20 protein-coding genes and 1 pseudogene are annotated in these 21,865 nt (G+C 55.1%); 11 read left to right on the top strand and 10 right to left on the bottom strand.

Annotated elements, in window-relative coordinates; translation table 11 throughout:
• Positions 1-123: 123 nt before the first annotated feature.
• The 3 genes from DEVEQU_RS05070 to DEVEQU_RS05060 form a co-directional block, all read right to left on the bottom strand.
• Positions 124-927: a restriction endonuclease gene (locus DEVEQU_RS05070; protein WP_126149495.1), complete on the bottom strand. Its 804-nt coding sequence runs from the start codon at positions 925-927 to the stop codon at positions 124-126.
• A gap of 372 nt (positions 928-1,299) precedes the next feature.
• Entirely contained in the window at positions 1,300-2,496 is a 1,197-nt protein-coding gene (locus DEVEQU_RS05065) for a PAN domain-containing protein (protein WP_126149494.1), read from the bottom strand.
• A gap of 79 nt (positions 2,497-2,575) precedes the next feature.
• Positions 2,576-3,841: a hypothetical protein gene (locus tag DEVEQU_RS05060; protein WP_126149493.1), complete on the bottom strand. Its 1,266-nt coding sequence runs from the start codon at positions 3,839-3,841 to the stop codon at positions 2,576-2,578.
• A gap of 114 nt (positions 3,842-3,955) precedes the next feature.
• Between DEVEQU_RS05060 and DEVEQU_RS05055 the strand changes: the two genes are divergently transcribed.
• Positions 3,956-4,402: a hypothetical protein gene (locus DEVEQU_RS05055; RefSeq protein ID WP_126149492.1), complete on the top strand. Its 447-nt coding sequence runs from the start codon at positions 3,956-3,958 to the stop codon at positions 4,400-4,402.
• Positions 4,399-4,809, top strand: coding sequence for a hypothetical protein (locus DEVEQU_RS05050; protein ID WP_164550252.1), 411 nt, complete (start codon positions 4,399-4,401; stop codon positions 4,807-4,809). Before DEVEQU_RS05055 ends, DEVEQU_RS05050 begins: the two co-directional genes overlap by 4 nt.
• Positions 4,810-5,191: 382 nt before the next feature.
• Here the strand turns inward: DEVEQU_RS05050 and DEVEQU_RS05045 are convergent, their stop codons facing one another.
• The 3 genes from DEVEQU_RS05045 to DEVEQU_RS05035 form a co-directional block, all read right to left on the bottom strand.
• A complete protein-coding gene (locus DEVEQU_RS05045; RefSeq protein WP_126149490.1) occupies positions 5,192-5,782 on the bottom strand; it encodes a hypothetical protein in 591 nt (196 codons plus the stop codon).
• Positions 5,783-5,818: 36 nt separating this feature from the next.
• Positions 5,819-6,487 (bottom strand): hypothetical protein, encoded by a 669-nt coding sequence (locus tag DEVEQU_RS05040; RefSeq protein ID WP_126149489.1) that lies wholly within the window; start codon positions 6,485-6,487, stop codon positions 5,819-5,821.
• 116 nt (positions 6,488-6,603) lie between these two features.
• Positions 6,604-7,014, bottom strand: a complete 411-nt coding sequence (locus DEVEQU_RS05035; RefSeq protein WP_126149488.1) for a DUF6626 family protein — start codon at positions 7,012-7,014, stop codon at positions 6,604-6,606.
• Positions 7,015-7,113: 99 nt separating this feature from the next.
• Between DEVEQU_RS05035 and DEVEQU_RS05030 the strand changes: the two genes are divergently transcribed.
• Complete coding sequence (locus DEVEQU_RS05030) at positions 7,114-7,635, top strand: hypothetical protein (RefSeq protein WP_126149487.1); 522 nt, start codon at positions 7,114-7,116, stop codon at positions 7,633-7,635.
• Between the two features lie 575 nt (positions 7,636-8,210).
• On the opposite strand, the gene DEVEQU_RS05025 is transcribed toward DEVEQU_RS05030, so the two are convergent.
• From DEVEQU_RS05025 to DEVEQU_RS05015, 4 genes are all read right to left on the bottom strand, one after another.
• Entirely contained in the window at positions 8,211-8,882 is a 672-nt protein-coding gene (locus tag DEVEQU_RS05025) for an AAA family ATPase (protein WP_164550254.1), read from the bottom strand.
• A gap of 58 nt (positions 8,883-8,940) precedes the next feature.
• Positions 8,941-9,684 (bottom strand): hypothetical protein, encoded by a 744-nt coding sequence (locus tag DEVEQU_RS19830; RefSeq protein ID WP_164550253.1) that lies wholly within the window; start codon positions 9,682-9,684, stop codon positions 8,941-8,943.
• Positions 9,685-9,812: 128 nt separating this feature from the next.
• A complete protein-coding gene (locus DEVEQU_RS05020; protein WP_126149485.1) occupies positions 9,813-10,796 on the bottom strand; it encodes a hypothetical protein in 984 nt (327 codons plus the stop codon).
• Positions 10,797-10,883: 87 nt separating this feature from the next.
• Positions 10,884-11,459 (bottom strand): tyrosine-type recombinase/integrase, encoded by a 576-nt coding sequence (locus DEVEQU_RS05015; protein ID WP_126149484.1) that lies wholly within the window; start codon positions 11,457-11,459, stop codon positions 10,884-10,886.
• A gap of 302 nt (positions 11,460-11,761) precedes the next feature.
• Here DEVEQU_RS05015 and DEVEQU_RS05010 point away from each other — a divergent pair, with 302 nt between their 5' ends.
• From DEVEQU_RS05010 to DEVEQU_RS20260, 8 genes and pseudogenes are all read left to right on the top strand, one after another.
• Positions 11,762-12,535 carry a hypothetical protein gene (locus DEVEQU_RS05010; RefSeq protein WP_126149483.1) on the top strand — a complete coding sequence of 258 codons (774 nt, stop codon included), beginning with the start codon at positions 11,762-11,764 and terminating at the stop codon, positions 12,533-12,535.
• Positions 12,536-12,718: 183 nt separating this feature from the next.
• Positions 12,719-12,784, top strand: a pseudogene (locus tag DEVEQU_RS20300) (DUF4113 domain-containing protein); the annotation flags it as partial.
• 420 nt (positions 12,785-13,204) lie between these two features.
• Complete coding sequence (locus DEVEQU_RS05000; RefSeq protein ID WP_126149482.1) at positions 13,205-14,164, top strand: DNA-methyltransferase; 960 nt, start codon at positions 13,205-13,207, stop codon at positions 14,162-14,164.
• Positions 14,165-14,207: 43 nt separating this feature from the next.
• A complete protein-coding gene (locus DEVEQU_RS04995) occupies positions 14,208-16,313 on the top strand; it encodes a DEAD/DEAH box helicase family protein (protein WP_126149481.1) in 2,106 nt (701 codons plus the stop codon).
• Positions 16,313-16,516 carry a DNA modification system-associated small protein gene (locus DEVEQU_RS04990; protein ID WP_126149480.1) on the top strand — a complete coding sequence of 68 codons (204 nt, stop codon included), beginning with the start codon at positions 16,313-16,315 and terminating at the stop codon, positions 16,514-16,516. Before DEVEQU_RS04995 ends, DEVEQU_RS04990 begins: the two co-directional genes overlap by 1 nt.
• Positions 16,517-16,519: 3 nt before the next feature.
• Positions 16,520-18,505 (top strand): AAA family ATPase, encoded by a 1,986-nt coding sequence (locus DEVEQU_RS04985; protein WP_126149479.1) that lies wholly within the window; start codon positions 16,520-16,522, stop codon positions 18,503-18,505.
• A gap of 2 nt (positions 18,506-18,507) precedes the next feature.
• Positions 18,508-18,882, top strand: a complete 375-nt coding sequence (locus DEVEQU_RS04980; protein ID WP_126149478.1) for a hypothetical protein — start codon at positions 18,508-18,510, stop codon at positions 18,880-18,882.
• A complete protein-coding gene (locus tag DEVEQU_RS20260; RefSeq protein ID WP_329601443.1) occupies positions 18,882-21,518 on the top strand; it encodes a DNA-directed RNA polymerase subunit alpha C-terminal domain-containing protein in 2,637 nt (878 codons plus the stop codon). The genes DEVEQU_RS04980 and DEVEQU_RS20260 overlap by 1 nt, the downstream gene beginning before the upstream one ends.
• Positions 21,519-21,865 lie beyond the last annotated feature (347 nt).

The following is a 21,865-nucleotide window of genomic DNA, read 5'->3' as shown; positions in this document are numbered from 1 at the left end:
GACAGGATTGAACTGTCGGCCTCTCCCTTACCAATTGCAACAAAACGCCAAAAGTTTATTAAATTTCAAATACTAAAGAATTCTCGTGCTAGATACGTGCTAGGGCTAATCTTTCGGCGGATACTAAAAAGCCCCGGCAAATAACAGCTCGCTCGCGGTCTTTTCCCGACGCCAAACTCCTCTTTCAGACTGAACATAGCAACGGCATAGCGAAATGATTTTTGTTGCGTCCCCAAGTAAGACCGGCAACTGCGTTAGTTCGATGCGCCCACGGAGCAAGGTTGACGTAAAACCTGACGACGAAATCAGCAGCCCCTGCGCACCATGTGATACGGCCACGTCCGTGAATTTTCGGAGTACCCCAGGTCCAACACGGTTTGGCTGCGCCCAGTGCTTCACCTCGACAAGATAGGTTTGTCCGTCAGCTTTCAGGACAATGTCGAAGCCGCCGTCTTTTGCCGAGCGTGTCACGGTGACATCGAATTCAAGTCGCTCAAATACAACTCCGAGCAGTCGTTCAAGATCACGCCATTCCACACTCGCCAACTCGTCTGGAAACTCCGCCAGCGTCGTTACCAACTCATGCATGAGTTTTCTAACAACCTTGTTTACTGGGCTCGCCGGAGCTTCCGAGCTTTCTGAAATCTGACTATCAAATAGCCAGTCAGTTGCGCTCGCGTAAACCTGATCAGGTTGAACATCTGAGACGATCGGACGGATCGAGACATTCAAATAGCCGCCTATGTCGTTTCGACATGCAATCGAAGCCGCTCCCATGGCAGACTTCCTGTTAGGGAAGACGCACCAATGTTCCTTCCCTTCACTCGCGTAAGACATTGCACAGAGGCCACCAAAATCCTCTGGCACAAAACACTCAAACGTTTCATTTAACCAAGATCCTTTGGCTTCAATAACTTCAGGTACCATTCACTTACTTTCATGGGCAGAATGTAACCACATTTAGCGCCGCATGCGTTTGACAGCATCTCGACTACTGCTATTGGTTATCAAATAGTAAAACTTAACCACCTGTTAACTCTGGGCTGCAACAATGCTGTAACTCGGAGTTCGCGATGCATATCAAGCGGTACGTCACAGCTGGTTTTGTATGCCTGCTGCTGGGCACATCGGCACCAGCCCAGGAACTACCAGGCCGGTTTGCCATAGCCGCATTGGTGGAAAAGGATCATACGGGCACTTACAAGCTAGCGTGGCAGCGCCGGCTTCTAGCTATACAAAAGGCGTTCGCAGCCGACATAGCAAGCCAGCCGAGTGTCGACTATACGGCAACAGGGTCGATTACTCCGATAGATCAAGAACCTCGCCAGCAGTAAACGTCACCCACCGCTTTACCCCGCTGGTGACGTTGGTTGCTGACTGGCGTTCACCCACCTCTGCTTTTAGCCAGCATTGTTTCGGCCCACTCGCAAATGCGAAGGCAACACACTGGTCGTTATCAACACACGCCATTCGGCAGGCTCCTGGCGTGCTTATTCCAGGCCATGGCGCAGAACTCAGATCGCCACCGGAATAGTCGGTTCGTGGCGACACATCGACCGTGGGATCGATGACGCCGATGCGAAATGTTGGCGCTGTTGACATGTTCGGCGGAAGAAAAACGCCGGAAAGTGCGTCGGAGTACCCCTCAAGACGATCCGTCCCACTCTTCAGAAAACAGTTTGGACCGCGTGTCAGCGATGGGTTTGCGTTGAAGGTAAATGCGACACACTGCTGATTGCCAAGGCACGTGGCAGCACAAGCAACAGCGTCGACCTCACGCTCCGAAGAAATGTCTTGGCCGTAAAAATCGAGACCTTCGTAAAGGGCCAAACGCAGGCCGAAATCCTCGACGGTTTCCGCTGCTGCCGGCGGCGTAGTGTTTTCAGATGGAGCAGCAGGTTCAATCAGCTCAGCCAAGGCAGTATAGTCCGCCTTGCCTTTCAAACCCTTCCCGACACGATTGATCTCTAGCTCGTCTAGTTCGGCTTGGGTGAAGACGTACATATCCTCGCTTGGCGTTCGGAACATGCGTGTGAACACTTCTGTGTGGGTGTCAAAGCGAGTTAGTACCTCAAGAATATCAGAGACTGACGACTGCACGCCGGAAGGGTCAGGCTTCTCAGACCACATCTGATGCACACCGAGCTCGCCACTTGCTAGCCTCTCTTTACCCGCGAAGAAGATGAAGGCGCAGGCGGAATAACATTTGGCACCGTCGGGAATGACTGTGCTGAGGCCTTTTGTGTGAATGTCGTCAGCGATAAGCAAGGCGCTAGCGACCAACCCTCCGTCACTAGAAAGCACGACAACTTTGGCGTCTGGTCGCAAAGCCAGAGCACGCCGGAACTCAAGCGGAGTGCCAATGCCAATCTCGCCGTCGAGTAAGATCGCAGATTGACTTTGATCGGACACCACAAATGCGCCGATACGCTCGTCGGCAAGCGCTGGCGCGAACGCGGTTGTCAACGCCAGAAAAACTAGAAGCAAGAACCGCATAGTGCCTCCCCAATGTCCGCATTGAAACAGCTGTGAGGCGAAACGGCAATGTCACGCTCCTGCAAAGGCAAATATGCAGTTAGTAAGCGCCATACCCTCGCGGCTTCTCAAGCAGCGGCTTTAATTCATCTGCTTTCCTTCGAAGCTCAGATGATTGATGTTCTCTAATTTCCTCGGGCGCCCTCGCGATGGTGCCACTCGTTTTCATTCGGATGATGGGGTCGATATCATCTGCTTGAAGGAGCGCCCACGCTACCCATTCATCTACAGCCGCAGCATTATCGACTGCGGCTTTCTCCGTAGCGACTTTAAGCGCGTAGGCTCGGATATCTTCAGCCTGTCGGTGGGCAGCAGCATCCAGCAATAGGCCGTCATACCTGGCTTTGCGGTCGGCTTCGTTCCGTTCACGCTCGCGCTTTAATTCCTCCTCGATGCGCTTTCGCTCGTTCTCGATCAGCTGCTCCTTGCGGGAAATCAGCCAATTGTGCCGCCGCAGTTCATCGTCCCGGAACTCGACTTCTGCGGTAACGATCATGGACACAAGGATGTCCTGAAGATGAGCCTCGACCTTGTCGCCGCCGTTGTCGATCCACCGGCGCTGTGGCTTCTTGTCTTTGTCGCCCTGTCCAATGGAAATTACGATCGGTTCCGATACTGAACGCGTGGCGAGTTCTTCACTCATCCAGCTTGAACGGCGGCTCTCGGGATGGTCCACCGTGACATAAAGGTTCTGGTGTCCGACTTTATAAGAAAAGCCCGAAGGGTTTTTGTCACGCATTGTCGCTTTGCCGCCGAACCGATGCAGGTCGAGCATCAGGGCATTCATCATGCGTAGTCGCCGCTTCTCGTATGGCGCATCGAAATACGGGGCATCCCAATAGGAGTGATACGAGGCCGACAGATATTTGATCCGGCGTTCCTCGTCGTGTTCCAAGAGCCTCCGAATGAGATGATGCGCCCTAGAAAAGTCGCGGGGAACAGCGACCTTGCCAACCTGCTGACGCACCGTTTCCATGACCTTGTCGATGCTGGGTTGAAAGCTCGGCGCTGGACCGATTTCCATCGTCATAAGTCCCGCAGGTTCGGGATAGGAATAGTAGTAGCCGTTGCTACCACCGACCCTGATTGTATCTCGCTTCCCAATCCCCCTCGGTGGCAAGCTGGGCTTTTTCACCCGCTTGCCTTCGGCCCTCAGCCAGTGCCCGCGAGGCGGTGCAGGGATGTCGTTGTCCTTGCAGTAGGTGGAGATTGCGGCGGTTGATACACCAATGTCTTCTGCGACCTCGCGGGTGGGCTTGCTCCAGATGATGTCCAGAAGCTCTTGGCGGGAGTGGGTTTTGGTCAATGTCAGGCTCGTGGTCTCGTGATCGACCAAGCCGTCCTATCAGACTTTTTGGTCGCTCTTTTGGCCGTTGGCGCTAGGCCATGTGGCAAGTAAACCACATGGAGAAAACGCCGCATGAGCATCCTGAAGACCCTGAAACTGACCACGGCCCAGCCTGTTCGCACCAGCAATGATCCTGTGGAACGCGCCCGCAACAAGGTGATCGCGGCGCTGGCGGAACAGAGGGCCATGGCCGAAGCCAAGCTTGCTGGGCAGCACTATGCGCCGACCCATATGGTGTGGCGCAAGAACGAGGAAGGTCAGCGGGTCCAGGTCGAAACCCCGAAACGTCTCCGCGCAGGCTGGTTCGTGGATGCCAGCGGTCAGACCTTCTTTTCCCTGCGCTATGCGGCCAAGCCCATCGAATTTGCTAAGGACAAGAATGCCATTGCAGTTGGCGAACTTTCGGCGCTCCCCGCGATCATCGACACCCTGACCGAAGCTGTCCGTGCTGGTGAACTGGATGCACAGCTTGCGGCTGCGGCTGCCGAACGCGGGCACATGCTGCGCAAGGCCGGTTGATCCCGGCCATCATGAAATACCTCCGCGTGCCGGGAATGGCCTTTGTGCTGTTCCCGGCATTTCTGTCTTTGGTTGCTCGTGTCCATGCCGTTGACCAGCAGGGACAACGCGATTGCGCCAACCTCCGGGCAACGGTCCTGCAGTTGGTCGGTGACTGGTCCAAGACCATGTTGTTCACCAGCCGTGACATGGACCGGAACGGATGGCTCGATGCCGATGTGGCGAACGCAGCCTTCAAGGATGTGCAGATCGCGGTGATGCATTTCGACTATGCTTATGAGGCGTTGCCGAAGACCCACGAAGCCTGCCGCGAACTGGCATTCCGGTTCGGTATGGAAGTGGGCACCTATATCGAACAGATCATGATTACCGGCACGCGCCCAGCAAGGGGCATAGTAGGTTGGTAGCCCAATAGGGCAGTAACGCTTACCCGTTAGCCCTTCGTCCCGCCAGCGGGGGCCGTAGGGCATCAGCGGGGCACGCTGTCGGGGTTTGCAGCTATCCGGCCAATGATGGCCCCTTTGCGTGCGGATTGTCAGACAATGATAGCCGTAGGCTATGATTGTCTGGGTCTGTGCCAGAATGCACCCGCTCGCAAAACGCCTTCCTAACGCCTTGGTTTTGCTGGCTTTTAATCCCGAATTTCCGAGGCTTCTTGGCCTTTGCTCCATTCGAGGCTGGGCCCATTAAACTGGTTCGATCTCACTGAGCCGGCCGTAAATGGCATGCATCTGTCTATTGCCCTTCACATGTGGTCGAAGCCTGTTCCCGGCCGCCTGAGACCAGTTGCTAGTTAACTCCATGCTCGCGTTTTTGCGAGCTAGCGGCGAATTCACGTAGGCTCAATTTGTCTCGTCGCCACACGTCCAGCTGTCCGGGAGTGACTGGATGAACTGGGAGTGATGCGGGGAGCCAATCTTCGGGAAAATTGGTCTTTGCCCTTAATTCCGCAGGGTCTTGCGCGCATTGATCAAGCAATCTTTGGATGGCAGCAAATGCAACGGCAGGATGCGCTGAGTAGACTGTGGCGACTTCGCCGTCTGCGGGCCTGGGTACGTAGCGATATGCATGCGAAGCATGGGCTTCGTCCATCTCCAACACCACATCCGCCACCTCGTAGGTGGTCCGCAGCCCCTGCTCAACGGCCATCAGCAGCAGGCCATATAAAGAGTGTCGAACGTTCTGTTTTCGCAGCTCTTTCTCCGTCACGCCCACGCGCTCAAGGTAGGCCTTGAGTGCGAGTTCGAGGGACATTGAGAACAAATGGTTGAGTGGTTCCCATAAGGCATTCGGCGCTGGAGAGTTCTTGTTGAGCACCCTTGCCGCATCGAGATAGCGCACAGCAATCGTTGTCATGAGTTTATGGGCGCTGGTTGCCATGTTTCGGCTCGTCAGGTCTTGGGGCGCGGCTGCAGGCTAGCGATGACCGCGCAGCCTCTCCCACTCGGCGATAAGCGAATTATATCGATCCAGGAAGAGGGCGCCTTCGTTTCCTTGCAATGGTGTAATTTGCGGCGAGAAGAACGCTTTGCGGAAGGGATCTATAATTCGCATGTCTTCTGCGTCTAAAGCCGGAAGGGCTTGCTGCATTGCCCACAGACCCAGTCTTCCACCTTCGTCGGATAGGGCCGGTTCCTCGCTGAAATAGGGGTAAACAATTCGGTTGTATTCTCCCCTTACGCGCGCATGAATTGCGTCCTTTACCCGGATTGTCGCGCCAAGACTTTCAATTCTGAGAATGCCATTCACGCTTTTGGGGGTGATCTCGACCGGTTCGTTTGACCACCGCAATTTTGCGCTTAGTAGCTCAAGCACGCCATCTCTCAGTTGGGGATACAAACGCTTGTAGCTGCCATTCGAAAGCAGCCGCTCTGCGGTCATTGCGCCTAAGTCCCCATCACCGGAGATATGCTTTTTTACGTCTGACCAGAACGGCGCATAAAAGTCCCCGCCCTGGCTTCGCGAGCCGCCTGCCGCCTTCTTGTCGTCAAGACGAATATCCGTCTTCAAGATCGACTGGCGGAGCTTCGAGGAAGCGTAGAATAATTGCAACACCTTGCGGAGAGGAATATCCAATACAGACATGCGACCCCCATTCCAAATAGATCGAAGAATGGTCATTCAGATTAGCATGTAGCGCAACACTATCCTGTTTTTATTCACCGCTATTTCGATTTCGCGATGCATCAAATATTTTCCGCTCATTGCGTAATCTCGTTGCCTCGGAGCAGATGACTAATGCGCCTGAGGAGCCAGGTCGTGAAATTTCGATGCCCGCCTTGCCGGCAGGGCAAGGATGTTTCCGACTTCAAGCAACCCGGAATGGTCTGGTCGGCCAAATAGTTATTCACGTGCGCTACGGCCCGGCGCAGTGTGGCGCGGCTTTCAACATGAACCGTGTCCGGACCGAGTTCATCTATAGCGGCCATTAGATTATCGCCCAACCCCATGATGACGTCGCTGGAAATTACTCGCTGCTTTGCCCTCATAGAGGTCAGGTAGCTAGGAGATTTCCCGAGCAGCCGCTCGGAAAACTCGCCCTTGGACCGGATTATTCTGGCCCCGTGAAGCTGCCCGTAGATCAATTCCAGAAATTCGATCCCCTGCGTCATCGTCGCTGACCCTTCCCGCATAAATAGAACGAGCAGCAGGCCGGAAACGGCTGCTGGCAATCGTATTTAGCGGCGGAAGCCGTACAGAGGGTTTCAACGATGACAACGACTATGCCCGCAAAAAGCGGCAATACAACCTCACACCAGCAGCGGCTACGGGAGGCCTATCTTGAGCTTAGCCAGCGCTTTCCTGACTACTTCGTGACGCTGGTAACGAACCGCAATACCCTTGTGGGCAAGCGTTTGTCCTATATGTCCCTGGATGAGTTTCACCGGGCCGTTCGAGACTTTCACAAGCGTATCGACACTGCGCTTCTGGGTACTCGGGCCAGCAAGAGGCCTCAGAACCAGCGGACCAATGGCCTAATGTTCGTGGAGCATGCAGGACGCAATATCCACGGGCACGCCTTCGTGCGGTTCGCCGATCAAGACAATCGGACACTCGAAGACCTGAAAGAGATTTGCGGTCAGGCATGGGCGGCGATCTGCCCCGGCGGCAACGTGCTGATACAGGCGCAGTATGGCGGCGGACCTGGCTTCTATCCGAGCAAGGAACTCGAACGCCGCGACTACGATTTCGACCAGACAATTCTGTTTTCCACCTTCGTCAGCAAAGACTGACCCTGCCCGCGAGGTCGGCCTGTTGCAACGCGCGGTCGGCATGGAGCGGATGGATATTGCTGTTTCCCATTTGCGAGCTTTCGGTTTTGAGGCGCGCAGTGAAACGGTATTGAATGATGGCCATAGATCAAGACACTCAGACATCTAGCCCCCCATAAACGGACCAACAAGACCACAGGCTCAGAGTATCTCGGTGGTTTTAACCGAAAAACTCATTGCAATAAGGACAACGGCCACCGACTTCATCGGTGGCCGTTTCTGTCTGCGCCAAGATATCTAGAGCAGATCACGCTTCATCAAGGTCACTGTGGCTTGGCGAAGGTCAGCCAATTTGACCAGCGCTATTCTTTTGTTCAAGCGACGTTGCGGTTTTCGGAAAGCCAGCTTCTTGCCGACAGGCTCACGGTAGAGAATTTTGCCATCCGGTAACGCGAAGAAGAACTGGTCGCCAACATAGTACACCCAGTCACCTAGCAGTACGCCGTGATACCTTGCCACGTAGATCGGAATTAGTGAGCCCCTCCTCGTTTGAGCGAACTCCCTCCGAATGGACAGGTGGGCAGGCTTCACCCTCATCACGAAGCCCGCCCAGTGGCAGCGGCTTCGCGCCGTTTAGCAATGAGCGTTTCAACCCGCTCGAACATCTTGCGATAGCTTAGATGCCCAACTGGCCAGGTTTCCGCGCTCAGGACCGCCAAAAGGTGATCCCCGGAAACGTCCTCGCCGTGATCACGCATGATCCGCTGCGCCAGCGGGAGCAGAAGCTGCGTGTTGGGCAGCGGGAATTCCACCAACCGGCACCGATCCCGAATGGGGTCATGGATGCGCTGGACGTGGTTGGTCGTCATGATAACGAGGCAGTATTCTTGCACAGCCTCCATTTCTCCCTTGAGGGCGTCCTGAGCGTCTTTGCTTAAGCCATCGGCCTCATTGAAGATGATGACCCCAAGGTCCATGCTGTTGGACTTTGTGGTTCGAGCAAATCCGTCGAATACGGAACGGATTTTGTCGATGCCGTTCTCCTTGCTGCCATTCAACTCCATGATGTCGGCCTGTTGGATGTCCGGGCAGATTGCTGCCGGGAGCAGTTTTGCGCTTTCCGTTTTCCCACCACCGGGCGGGCCATGGAGTATTAGTGGGCGGCGGGTCAGGCCTCTAAAGTACGGCGATAGTGCCGTGGTCTGGGCTGGTGTGGCGAACGTGATATCGCCGAAGCTGCTTGGCCGATACCGGCTTTCAAGGCTCATGGGAAATTCCTGCGATGATGGGATTGGCCGGTGACACCGAGGCCACCGGCATTGAGGGTCAACGAAGGGCTTCTTCGTAAGCCCGGTCGAGGCTCTGCTTGCGCATCGAGCGCAGTTCCACCTCAAGTGTGTCCTCTGGGCTGTCGTCGGTCCCGATGGTCTGGCCATGACGTTCGGCATATTCAGCCAGCACCGCGTTCAGGGCGCTTTTGTTGCTGCTGATATGGATGATCTCGACCTGATTGCTCGGCCCCACCTTAACGATGGCAAGGGCGAAACCGGTTTCGTCGGCAACCCCATCTGATGCACCGAAATCCGGCACGACCACGCCCTTAACCACACCCGAGTTGAGCAGTGTGCGAGCATCGTCGGCTTTCTTGGACACGGACCCCGGATTTGCATCATCCTTTGCGCTGCGCACCCCCTGGATGCCGCCCGAGACTTCAAGCCATGCGGGCACTTCGGCTGGCTGCAGCTCATCCTCTGCGGCCTTGCGCAACACAGCAGCAATACCGGGAAGTCGACCGGGCTCGTCCGTGCCAAACACGATCTTGGCCACCAGATTGGCGGTGTCCATGTTCGCGGAGACCTTTAACCCGAGTTCGCGGGCCACCTTGCGGTAAGCGATTGGGTCCTTCTTGGCTCCGAGATAGGCCTCGTAGGTTTCGCCGATAATCGCGTATTGCACCTTGCGACTGGCCTTGCGCTCGTTGTTCTCCCAGTCCACACGCTTCTGGATCAGCGACTTGACCTTGTTCAATATGTCATGGCTGATCGGTGGTTCTTTGTTAGCATTTGCCATCGAAATATTCTCCTTTGTCTGAATTTCGATGCTGCTATTGAAGTCGATCTAGGCCTCGGGGTTAAGGAAAGCAAAAAATCACGAAAGGCCCTGAAACTGGGTCACTACAACGGCCTTTAGAATTTTATCTATTTGAACTGACCGGTCGCTACGCACTCACGGATATGCCGGAGAACGGCTCGGAAAATTTCCGCATCCTGTTCATAGGAGGCAATTCTGCCCTTGCCCGTCTTGCGAGCTGCGACAATGCAGGCGGTCAGGGTGATCACAACGTCCTCGATTTTTGCATTAACCTCCAACCCATCAAATTCAGCTGCTGCTCCGTAATAGGCGAACGATTGCCGCTTGTTGGAAGCGCCCTCCTCCAAGAGTGCGTTGTGGAGTTCCCGGACAGGATCGGTTGCCCTCTCGACGCGCTGGGGTAGCCGTTCTGCAATCCGTTTCTCACTATTCAGCTTGGCCGTGGCCGGGGGAATATTCCTGCGTACCGTGGAAGGGATAGACAAGTTGGGCAATGATATGCGCAGCTCATCGTCAAGCGCGCGTGCCTCATACCATTTCAGTTCGTGCAGACGCTCCAAACCATCAGGCCGCTGCCATGGTTCTTGTTCCAGCAGCTTAATATCGTTCTTCACCAATTCGACGAGCAACTTGGTGCGCTGGATGGGGCTGTTGCCGGTTTTCAGCATGTCGATGGTGGCGGCATCCATACCCATTTCAGCCAGCCATTTCGGGTCAGTCCAATAATCGTAGTGGGCTTTGACGACATCAAGGTGCCGCTGCTCATGGCCTGCTCGTTCGGCGTCGCCCATTTTTGGTCGCCCGGCAGCGATGCGGTCCCGCACCTTTTGCATGGAAAAGTCGGGACTGGCCAACTTGGTCAGGATCAGGTCGCTCAAGGACATAGGCGAACGCCCATCCGGCAACGGTTTCTTTCCTTCTGGATCGGAGACGATCAGGAAGCGTAGATGATCGAGCAGCGTATAGAGTTGCTGAAGCTGCTCTCTCCGTAACGCAGCCTTTTGAAACGCCTTGGCATGGCGTCTGGCCTCCTTGATGGTATCGACAAGATCAAAGAATGGCGGTTTTGGGTCGGTCTTGGGATCGGACATGGAAACTGCATGGATTGACCCGCCCACCTTGCGCAAAACTCAGTTTCAAAACCGTGTTTCAGAACTTGGTTTTACAACAAGTTCTGGTCAGAGCAGTTCGACCGCTGCCCGCATCATGTCGTCCCGAACGTCGATATAGCGCTGGGTCGTGGTCATGTTCCGATGCCCGGCCAAGGTCATTATCACCTTTGGGGACACCCCCGAGTGTGCAAGCTGGGTGATGAACCAGCGGCGACCCGAGTGCGAAGACGCCCCGTCAAGACCCGCGTCACGGTAGAGCTGACCCATCAGCTGACAAAGCGTATTCGGGGAGAACGCCGTCCTCTTCTGTGTCAGCAGCAGGGGTGCATCCAACTCTCGCCCGGTAAAGTCAGGAATGGCTTCACGGTAGCGGATGATCTCGCGGCGTAGGCGTTCGCTCATGAATACAACACGCTCATGCCCACCCTTGGCAATGCTGGCACGAACCCGAAGCTGCTCGCGCACCCCACCGTTGGTCTCGAATACGTCCCTCAGGATCAACCCGGCGATCTCCCCGACACGTAAACCAGCGAGGTGCGACAAGATCAGCGCGAACCGATCTCGGGCAGCATGTTTGCGCTGCGCCACCACGGCGAGCAGGCGTTTTAATTCTGGTTCGGTGAGCACTCGGGCTTGGCGCATTAGGAACCTCATGATTTGTGGCGGTTTGCTAGAAATCATGATGTTGCCGTTGATGCCGAAGGGCGACCGAAGACTTCAAATTCCCCAAACCACCAAGGATTGCAGGCGTCTCCGGCAGTTTCGACAACCTAACAAAACATACATTATATGATGTTTGATATGCCTGGTGGTCCGACCGAACTGATCGGCTCCGCAGATCGGCGGTGTCCCTCTGCCCCCTTCACACCCGCTAGATTGTCGCCTGAGACGTATCGCGGTACGAGGAGTTCAAGACGATATCGTTGGCACAGCGTGGGCGTAGAATGGGACACTTCTACTTTGATGAGAGCATCCATGAGCGCGGAGCTTTTATCGTCGGCGCGTTCGTGTACTCGCCATTTGATCTTGGACCATCCGTTGATGCAGTTGTATCGAGCGCTGGCCTGACTCCGAGGGTGGACGAGTTTAAGAGCAACGCAAACATGTTGCACAACCCTGTGGCGCGAATGCTCCGCAGTGGGATTGGCGGCTTATTGAGCAGCGCTCGAGTCGCCATAGTTATCCTGCCACGCGTTGATCGGAGCAAGCTTGGGACAGAGGCCCTTAAGGCTTTGACGCGTCTGGTAAGTGCGAACGATCTCTCGTCTGAGGCCCATTCGGTTTATATCGACCAAGGAATAAGGGTTTCACATCAGGATCTAGAGTTTATAGCCCAGCAAGACCTCACGCTCGACATCCATCCAAATCAGGACTCGAAGCTTATTCCGGGAATTCAGGTTGCGGATCTCGCTGCTCACCGAGCTAGCGGAATGCTCTTAGAACAAATGGGACTTGTGACCAAAATGGTCAAAGCCGGGCCTCATTCTGGGTATGATCCGGACTTGGATATTGAGCTGGGCTTCGAACTTTGGGCAGGCCTTCGCTACCCGTTTTTCAAACAGCCAAAACTCTTCACTGGCGATGAGGAGGACATGATTGAAGCGGCGACCTACAAGGTCGAGGGCTTCGGTCTCTTCATCGCTGACAGCTGCGACGAAGTGCTTCGCAACGCATCGCTGAAAAGATTTGGTTCTGTCTATCTAGGATGCATTCATTAGGGCGAAAGGGGTTCGATACTTACGGCCAGCTCTCCAGAAACGCATGACATTGTGCAACGGGCTTATGGCCAGTGGAAATCCCATGGTGAGCGGGCGCTACCTCTCCATTCGAAAGTCGTAACTTCCGCAACGGCGGTTCCAGCGGCCACGATGGGCCGACCGAAGAAGCAGTAGACGTTCAGCACCAAGTTTGAGATGCGGTCGCCGAGGTTTACGACCACGTGGGACGATCTGCCGAACGTGCGGTAGACTGGATGTACAGAAAGGGAGAGTGAGATGGATCTCGATGACCTAGTCGAAGAGGTAGCCGTTCCCCAGAAGCGGGCCAGCAATGTTGCGGGCGGCATCGAGCACAAGATGCACGAAGGTCCCGTACTGGTCGCCTAACCTTGTGCCGCATCCGAGAATACTGGCCTTGGAACACTTGACGGCTCGACAATTCTCCGACTCATACGCAGGGGGACTATTTTTGGGGGTAGTGTGCGACGAAATCGGTTCACGCGCTCGGGACGAGCTACACAGCGTGCAGAGGAACGTCGTCGCGTCGCCCGAACGAAACGTACGGTAGTCGTTTCGGAGCAACACCCCATCAACGACACCCAGGAACCTAAAGCAGCGAAGCGAAATCTGAGTGTGACTAATCCAGCAGCAAAGTCGGCCGAGCCGAAAATGACGCCAGACGAACTAGCTGGACCGGTACGTGAGATCTACAAAACAGACTCCGGCCTGATGCTGCATGGTCGAATTGAGGACGCGCTTAAGGGCGAGCATCTTATCTCCCTTAAGGGCAAGGTCAACTTGATCGTCACTTCGCCCCCATTTCCACTGGTACGCAAGAAGCGCTACGGCAACGAAACCGGCCAAGCATATGTGGAATGGTTGGAGGCGTTGGCACAGTCTCTTGCCGATCTGCTCACAGACGACGGTTCAATCGTGATCGAGATTGGCAATGCGTGGGAAGAGGGTGCGCCAGTGATGTCCACGTTGCCCCTTGAAGCTCTATTGGCATTCAAAAAAGCCGCAAACCTCCACTTGTGCCAGCACGTCATTTGCCACAATCCAGCTCGACTCCCGAGCCCCGCTGCGTGGGTGAATGTTAAGCGCATCCGATTGAAGGACTCATTCACGCATGTCTGGTGGATGTCTCGGACGAAAAATCCAAAGGCAGACAACCGGCAGGTCCTGAGTCCGTATAGCAAAGATATGAAACGGCTACTCACGACGCAGAAATATAACGCGGGTGCGCGACCTTCCGGTCACGTCATTTCTGAAACGGGGTTCCTGAAAGACCATGGCGGAGCAATTACAGCCAATGTGCTCGAATTGGACGACCCTGCCTCGATGCCTGAGTCGCTCTTGAAATTCTCAGGCACGAAGTGGGATGCGAATTATCGCAACTATTGTGCAAAGCACAATTTGCCTGCGCATCCTGCCCGGATGCAGGCATTGCTTTCATCCTTCTTCGTAAATTTCCTAACCAATGAAGGTGATCTTGTGCTTGATCCTTTTGCTGGGTCGAACACCACAGGCGCGGTGTCGCAAGCGCTCGGGCGAAGATGGCTGGGTGTTGAGGCGAATGAAGAATATGCAAAGGGATCGCAGGGGCGGTTTGTAGCGGCCGAGGAATAGCGGACTCTACAATGCCGTTCTTCGCTACCGGCAAGGCAAGTTTATGATCGACAAGAGTGGCGAGCAGAACGAGGAAGTCGCGCAATTCTTAGGTGACCTAGCGGTGCTTCGGTTGAAGACGGAATACCGTTCGATCAAAGAATCGCCCGCGACTGCGTTCTATCGGCCGTGTCTCCAGCATTCGATTCGATACAAACGTGCCGCCGGATACTTTCGATCAACGGTGTTCTTTGTAACCGGAGGAAGTGTCGTCGAGTTTGCGCGACGCGGCGGCAAAATGCTTCTCATTTGCTCGCCCGAACTTGAAGAAGGCGACATCGATGCCATTGCCTTGGGGTACGCAAAGAAAAGCGAGGTTGTTGTTGATCGGCTCACAAGCCAGATCGACCGAATGTTGTCAGATGATGCCACGGCCTATCAGACACGGGTATTGGCAACACTGGTTGCGATTGGTGCGCTTGAAGTTAAACTGGCCTTTCGCGCTGATCGCAAGGGACTTTATCACGAGAAGATCGGTATCTTTGTCGACGGGCTTGGGAACAGGGTTTCATTCAAGGGGTCGGCAAATGAGACATGGAGTGCATGGGACCCATCTGGCAATTTCGAGTCTATCGAGGTCTTCTGTAGCTGGCGCGGTGGCCTGGAGGCTGAGCGGATTGCCAAACACGAGACCCATTTCGACCTACTGTGGTCAGAGACCGATCCAGACATCGAAGTGTTTTCGTTTCCTTCGCTTGCATTGGATCGACTAAAGCAGGCAGCATTCAAGGGGCTCAGTGATGTGACAGGCACCCCATCGCAACTTACCATCGCAAAACGAGAGCCGATGTCCCATCAACTGCGAGCTATCGCAGGATGGGAGGAGCAGGGCTCGCGAGGAATTTTCGAACATGCAACCGGCAGTGGCAAGACCTTCACTGCCATCGTAGCCTTGTCCCGGCACCTCGACAAAGGCCTTCCCGTTTTGGTTTTGGTGCCCAGCCAGCTGCTGCTCGTGCAGTGGGCGAAAGAGTTACGTGATGAGGTTCCATCTGCGGCGCTGCTACTCGCCGGCGCAGGGAACAACGACTGGAAGCTGCCGCGACGACTAAAGAGCATGACCGATCGTGACCCCGCATTGGGTGCTCGGCTTGTGCTTGCGACGATGCAGACCGCGTCCTCGCCGGAGTTTCTTGGCAAGGTGTCGGGTGGCGACCATTTGATGATCGTAGGGGACGAGGTGCACCAGTCTGGTAGCCCACGGAACTCACGTATCTACGATCTGGCCACCGGACCGCGCCTAGGTCTTAGTGCAACGCCGACGCGTTACGGCGACCCCGAGGGAACAGCCAACATGTTCAGGTACTTTGGACCCGTCGTTCCCCCGTCTATAACGCTTAATGATGCCATTGAGGCAGGTCGACTCGTGCCCTACGAGTACTTTCCCCATCCTATGCACCTTTCTGCGACGGAGGCGGCGGAGTGGACAGACCTCTCGCGTGCTATTCAGCTAGAGATCGCGCGGCAGCGAACGGACGAGAATGGCAGGAAACCGATCTCTGAGCGAGCGAAGATGCTTCTCATCAGGCGTTCTCGAATTGCCAAGAAGGCCTCCGCAAAGATTGACCTAGCAGTACAAGTGCTTAAGGACCATTTTGAGGATGGGCAAAGTTGGTTAGTCTATTGCGAAGATTCGGATCAGCTTGGGGTTGTACTAAACAATCTGAAGTCAGTCGGAATTGATGCTGTAGAGTATCATTCATCCATGTCAGGTGACCGGGATGAGACCCTGTTATGGTATCGTAAATTTGGAGGCGTGCTTGTCTCAATTCGATGCCTGGATGAGGGAGTTGATATACCCTCGATTTCGCACGCGCTGATCCTTGCCTCATCGCAAAACCCGCGCCAATTCATCCAAAGGCGGGGCCGTGTACTTCGCAAGTCGCCTGATAAGGATATCGCTGTAATACATGACGCTATTGTTGTTCCGGTAAGTGCAGAACAGGAACAAGATCAGATGGGGCTTCTGAAGGCCGAACTTGTCCGTTCAATCGAGTTTTCGAGCCATGCAATCAATCGCGCCGGGGGCGCTGAACTTAGAGCAATTGCGATTGAGATGGGTATTGATCCAGACACGCTGAGCGACGACGGAATTGAAAGTGATGACTGATGCCGGATGAAGATATGACGTTGGACACATTGCTTGTGGTTCGCGAAGAAATCGGCGGCGACCTAGATGAGGCGCTTTTGAGGCTCTGCTACCAAGTGCAGAAACGCTTTCAGTTCAGCGACGATCGAACGATGTCGGCCACCGAAATGGAAAAACTCATTGACGCCCACGTGACTTCGCTCCTCGACGAAACGAAGGGCTAAAAGATGAAGCTGCATAAGCTGACAATGCTAAACTTCATGCCGTACTACGGCGAGATCGCGTTGGACTTCCCAACCGACGAACAGCAAAATGTCATGATTGTCTTCGGTGACAACATGCGCGGCAAAACAAGCCTGCTCAATGCGCTACGCTGGGGATTCTACGGTAAAGCAATTGGTCGGCACTCTCGGACGATAGGCCTCCAAGATATTGTTAACAAAGATGCTGCGGGCGCAGGCAATTGGAAAGTCCAGGTCTTTATCCAGTTTGAGGCGAATGGGTACAAATACGATCTTCGCCGGACGGCAGATCGCAGAGCGAACGTTGCCATCCCGATGCGTCCTGAAGACTTCACCACGAGCGTGCACCTAACGAAAGATGGCGCTGCGGTAAGCGGCGACCAGGTGCGTCCAGAAATTGACCAGATCGCGCCAGAGCAAATATCTCGCTTCTTTCTGTTCGATGGAGAACTACTGCAGGAATATGAGAGTCTCCTCATCGAAGGCAGCGAGGAAGGCCGTCAGATCAAAGAGGCCATCGAAGACGTACTCGGAGTTCCTGCCCTCATTAAGGGGCGTGCTGAATTAGGTTCTATATTGAAGCAGGCCACCAAGTCCCAGACGCAGGAACTTCAGCAGGTCCAGGGTCTTGAAAAGCAGGCGGCGAACCAGCGCGACCTGACGTCTCGGCAAGATGCGCTGGAGCGGGATCGAGATACGCTTCAACAGAAGCTCGACACAACTCGAAAGACGCGAACCCAGCTTGAAGATGACTTGGACGCGTCCGCCAGTGTGCTAGCCCAGAAGGCGAAACTCGACGGGCTGAGGACGACAAGAACAGGCTTGGAAACGACCATTAAGCAGAGAGATTTGGATCGGAGATCACTGCTTGGGGAGGCGTGGCAGGACCTTCTGGATGCCCGGTTGTCTGCAAATCGGAGCGCACTTGAAGAGCAGCAGAGGCAGCTAACGCAAGAAGTCCGAAAGCAAGCTACCCTAGAGCAAAAGAGCCGACAATTGCAGGACCTGGTCGACCGGGGTGTCTGTCCTACTTGCGGGCAAACCGTCGATGCCGACCACAACCATTCATTTGGAGCGACTCTTGGGGCGCTTCAAATCGAAATGGCAAAGGCGGTGGACACGACCAACCAACTGCAGTCCATCGCCGCACAACTTGCCGCACTAAGTAAAGTGCGCGGTGTAGGCGCCGGGGTTCGTATTCGAGAGATAGATCGAGACCTCAAGCGGGCGTTTGTCGACCTACAAAAAACTGAAAATGACATCGCATCCATCGAGGATGAGATCAGCGGGCAGGACACTGCCGAACTCGCACGGAAGCGCATCCTTAAGGACGAGGCGATAAAGGAGGAAGGACGCCTTCAAGGCGATATTGAGCGGGTGAAGAAGGACATCGACAAAGTACGCCATGAACTCACTGTCGCGCAAAAGGCGATAGAAGGACTTGGTGCGGCCCGCTCACGTCGCAGCACGACGAAAGTCGCTGTAACACAGGGGCTAGAGCGCATATTCGCTGCCAGCATTGAGAAATTGCGCGACAGGTTGAGGGGCCGCGTTCAAACGCTTGCGAACGACGCTTTCAGGCGGATGACTACCCAGAAGAACTATCGAGGACTGGAGATCAACTCCAACTACGGACTCAGCATTATCGATGACGTTGGCCGCAAGGTAACGGTTCGTAGTGCAGGCGCAGAACAGGTTGTGGCGTTGTCTCTTATCGACGGCCTAAATCGCACGGGCCGCAGCGTTGGTCCCGTAATTATGGACACACCCTTTGGGAGGTTGGACTTAAAGCACCGCGACAATATCTTGTCGTACCTTCCCGAGGTCACTAGCCAGTTTGTGCTCCTTGTGCACAGCGGCGAAATCCGTCCCGACACTGACCTATCTAGCGTGAAGCCCAGGATTGGATTCGCCTATCAGATTGTCGAGGTTTCGCCGACACGATCAAAGATCGAAAGGGTGTCGCTATGATAGTGCAAGAGATCACCACAATCGGTCTATCGAAGGCCGGTGACGACAAGCTTGATGCTCTTAAAGAGAGCGGTGTCTTTGCAGAGAAGATGGACGGTTTCCGTTTCGCAGTCGCCCTTGCTCTCGCGCAAGGTGTCATTCCACCTGAATTGCCAGACCGGTCCCCATTCCTAAACGTTGGCTCGTTAGATCGCGATCACACGCTGCGGGATGCCGTTGAAATGCTCATGCCCGAGCAATTGAGAGACACGACGCCCTACCGACTCATTGAACGACTCGCGGACTGGGGGGTCAGTGAACTCGACGCCCAATCGAAAGCCGGTGAGATCGACTTCGCTGCTCTCTTTGACCAGGTGGCGGCTAAGGTTAGCAGCTAGTGGCAACTCCTCTTCGAGCATTCCTCATCACCCACTCTGGGTCTGAGTGGGGCGTAACCGTTCATCGAGAGTTCGAGGACTTTCTGGAGACGTGGAAACGGCGGTCTGACTATGATCGAACCGTTGGCGTACTGCATATCGGCTTTTCTCGTCCGCCTTCGCGAGAATTCGACTCGTTCCTCGAGATCGGCAAGGGACGCCTGCTGATCACAGCCGCGGCTAAGTTTGCGCTCCCTGAAGGCTACACCGCGTCAACGGGCGCGCTCGGTCACGTCGGCGATATGCCAATTTATTTGGGAATTCGCGGCTGGGGGTACGAGGTATCTGAAGATGCGCTTCCGAAAGTTGCACCAGAGTCTGCGTTGGTGGTTGGCCCTGTCATAGGCTGGCTGAAGACCTACCTGGAGGCACAGCCTGATGACGCGGACCTCCTAGCCAAGCATTCGATATTCGACGATCAAAGCTATTTCGATCACGAGGCGCAACTTCCGTGGCAGGTTCGCCGTGTTCTGGGCATATCCCGCTTCAACGCGCTCCTGTCGGGCGAAAGGAATGATCCTTGCAATGTCGCACGGGCATGCCCTCCCTGGATGCTAGCGCGGCGTTTCGACACGATCGAGATACCAGTGCGTGTCACCAACGTCTTTACCAGCATGGACATAGAGACGGTGGGCGACCTGTCTGGGCTTACTTTGTCGGAACTTCTGGACACCCGGAACTTTGGGCGCAAGTCCGCAGCCGAACTGCTTGTGGCACTCAGCAACGCCCTCGACGAGGGGCCGGTTGGCACAGAGTCATACGTTGCAAGACATACCCACCCTCTTCTCGACGAGCAGTTTCCTGGCAGACGTACGGTCGGGGCCAAACCGGAGGACCGCCAGTATGGAGATGGCCCTACTGTGAAAGCTCAGTACGGCACACTAATCGAGGCCATCCAGAGTTCGCTTCAACGGTTCGAGGAGCGGCAGCGAGAAATTGTAGTTCGTCGCATGGGGCTCGGCCAACCATCGGAAACCCTTCAGGAACTCGGAGAGCGCTTTGGGGTTACGCGAGAGCGTATCCGACAGATTGAAGCGAAGGTTCTTGGAAAAATTACCAAGCGTGAGACCTGGGACGATCAGCTCACGGCCAAGCTGGCCGAGCTGACGAAAGAGCGATCCATGCCATTACCACTGCACGGTATTGAGGGCGCTGATCCGTGGTTCGCTGGCATGGGGGCCGAAGGTAAAGCACTGGCGTACCTGCTAGAGAACATGTCCGAAGGATCGGCGGAAGTTATCGAGATTGATGGAACACAGTACGTTGGTGCCCTCACGCAGCAGGAATGGGATGAGGCGGCAACGGGCGCTCGGCGACTACTGGGCAGCGGTATCGATCACCGTTGGACTGAGGAGCACTGCAGGACGCTTGTTAAGGCATTGCTGCCGGAGCGTTGCAGCGAGTTTCGAGCACTGCTGTGGGAACAAGCTACGGCACAGGCCCACTTTATTGAGCGTGACGGCGAGTTCGTCCTAGCCAGGTATGGCAAGTCGGCTGAAGACTACGTGTTCGCCATACTCGCCGCGTCGCAACAGCCGCTACACTATTCTGAAATTCCCCCATTGGTCGTTGCAAAGTTTGATCGGGAGATCGATATTCGGCGCGCCCACAATGCTGCTGCAAACGTGGGCTTTCTCTTCAACCGCGGCACATATGGGCTCGATCAGCATGTTCCCGTCGCCCCAGAGACAATGACATTGCTCGCGGAGGAAGCGTACCAGATTATTGCAGAGGGTCCGCCTGGACGTCAGTGGCACACAGCCGAGTTGACGGCAGAGTTAGCGGAACGAGACGTTGCCGGGGCAACCGAAGTCGACAAATACCTGCTTGATATCGCACTCAGACGCTTGGGGGGACTTGAGCGCCTTGGACGGCTGGTTTGGGCGTTCGACAGTGGAACAGGCCAGGAAGACACTTATCGCATTGATATCCGGCAGGCGATTGTTGTGGCTCTGCAAGAAGCTGGGGCACCCTTGAGAACGGATGAAGTTCGCAAGCGCGTTATGGAGAGCCGAGGTGTCGACAAACTTTTCCAGATATTTGTGACTGACCCAGTCATACGTGTTGCACCGGGATTGTGGGGGCTAAACGACCGCGACCTGCCTATCAAGCGTCACGAACAAGCTCGATTTCTCAACGCCTTGGTCGATCTGGTTCGGCAGCGCGGGTCTGGAGTGCACTACACCGAGCTTGAGCGATCCGCCGCTATGAAATCGTGGGGACTGTCTGTCACAGCATTCTTTAGCCTTGCCACGTTCGACCCTCGCCTGCGCGTCAGTACTGGGCGCTACCTTTACCTACATGAGTGGGGCGGCCCTCGCCGGGAGAGTCTAGGTCAAGCCTTGCGAGCGGTAATGTTAGAGGGTGGGCAGCCGCTGTCCATGGCGGAGATCACCGAACTTGTTGAGAGGCGTTTAGGACGCTCGGTCGAGCGAGTTGCTGTATCGTCGCAATTACAGGTAGCCGAGGCGGCCTATGATCCAGCTGATGGCAGGTGGTCATTGGCGACTTCCAACACGCTGGAACCAGATATGGAACCAGAAGACGAGACCTACTCGGCTGAGCAGAAGATTTGGACGGATCAGCGGATCGACTGATTCGCAGGCCAATGCTGGGGCCGACCCTCTACAATGGTTGTGGTCCATTGCTGCCCTAGGCAGAACCGAGCATCTCGTAGCGGCCCCGCGCATGGCCGACATATTGAACCCGAAGTAGATCAAAGTCTTTTTTGTCCACTGCCAAGCGAAAGCAAACGTTCAGCGCTAGAGGACTGGTGAAACCGTCGCAAGCCCTTGCGGCCAACGACTATCAAAGACAATAGTCCCTCTGTAATAGTAATAGAATTGTAAGCGGTGTCTTACCCCCACCTTCCTCCCGTTTGTGAGCCATGAGATTGCGCACTGATTGATGTCAGTGCGGGAGTTTCTCCATGGACGCTACAATG

The organism is Devosia equisanguinis (genome assembly GCF_900631955.1).
Taxonomy (GTDB): domain Bacteria; phylum Pseudomonadota; class Alphaproteobacteria; order Rhizobiales; family Devosiaceae; genus Devosia; species Devosia equisanguinis.
Note: the sequence above shows the minus strand (reverse complement) of the source record. Positions and strands in the feature narration are given on the sequence as shown.

Bases quoted from the DNA above. Each gene is read 5' to 3' on its own strand.
- DEVEQU_RS04995 (WP_126149481.1), top strand. From the start codon at position 14,208: ATGATCGACAAGAGTGGCGAGCAGAACGAGGAAGTCGCGCAATTCTTA.
- DEVEQU_RS05010 (WP_126149483.1), top strand. From the start codon at position 11,762: ATGGGACACTTCTACTTTGATGAGAGCATCCATGAGCGCGGAGCTTTT.
- DEVEQU_RS05025 (WP_164550254.1), bottom strand. From the start codon at position 8,882: ATGAGCCTTGAAAGCCGGTATCGGCCAAGCAGCTTCGGCGATATCACG.
- DEVEQU_RS05020 (WP_126149485.1), bottom strand. From the start codon at position 10,796: ATGTCCGATCCCAAGACCGACCCAAAACCGCCATTCTTTGATCTTGTC.
- DEVEQU_RS05040 (WP_126149489.1), bottom strand. From the start codon at position 6,487: ATGTCTGTATTGGATATTCCTCTCCGCAAGGTGTTGCAATTATTCTAC.
- DEVEQU_RS05055 (WP_126149492.1), top strand. From the start codon at position 3,956: ATGAGCATCCTGAAGACCCTGAAACTGACCACGGCCCAGCCTGTTCGC.
- DEVEQU_RS05000 (WP_126149482.1), top strand. From the start codon at position 13,205: ATGACGCCAGACGAACTAGCTGGACCGGTACGTGAGATCTACAAAACA.
- DEVEQU_RS05015 (WP_126149484.1), bottom strand. From the start codon at position 11,459: ATGCGCCAAGCCCGAGTGCTCACCGAACCAGAATTAAAACGCCTGCTC.
- DEVEQU_RS19830 (WP_164550253.1), bottom strand. From the start codon at position 9,684: ATGGCAAATGCTAACAAAGAACCACCGATCAGCCATGACATATTGAAC.
- DEVEQU_RS04985 (WP_126149479.1), top strand. From the start codon at position 16,520: ATGAAGCTGCATAAGCTGACAATGCTAAACTTCATGCCGTACTACGGC.
- DEVEQU_RS05030 (WP_126149487.1), top strand. From the start codon at position 7,114: ATGACAACGACTATGCCCGCAAAAAGCGGCAATACAACCTCACACCAG.
- DEVEQU_RS05070 (WP_126149495.1), bottom strand. From the start codon at position 927: ATGGTACCTGAAGTTATTGAAGCCAAAGGATCTTGGTTAAATGAAACG.
- DEVEQU_RS04990 (WP_126149480.1), top strand. From the start codon at position 16,313: ATGCCGGATGAAGATATGACGTTGGACACATTGCTTGTGGTTCGCGAA.
- DEVEQU_RS05065 (WP_126149494.1), bottom strand. From the start codon at position 2,496: ATGCGGTTCTTGCTTCTAGTTTTTCTGGCGTTGACAACCGCGTTCGCG.
- DEVEQU_RS05035 (WP_126149488.1), bottom strand. From the start codon at position 7,014: ATGACGCAGGGGATCGAATTTCTGGAATTGATCTACGGGCAGCTTCAC.
- DEVEQU_RS05045 (WP_126149490.1), bottom strand. From the start codon at position 5,782: ATGGCAACCAGCGCCCATAAACTCATGACAACGATTGCTGTGCGCTAT.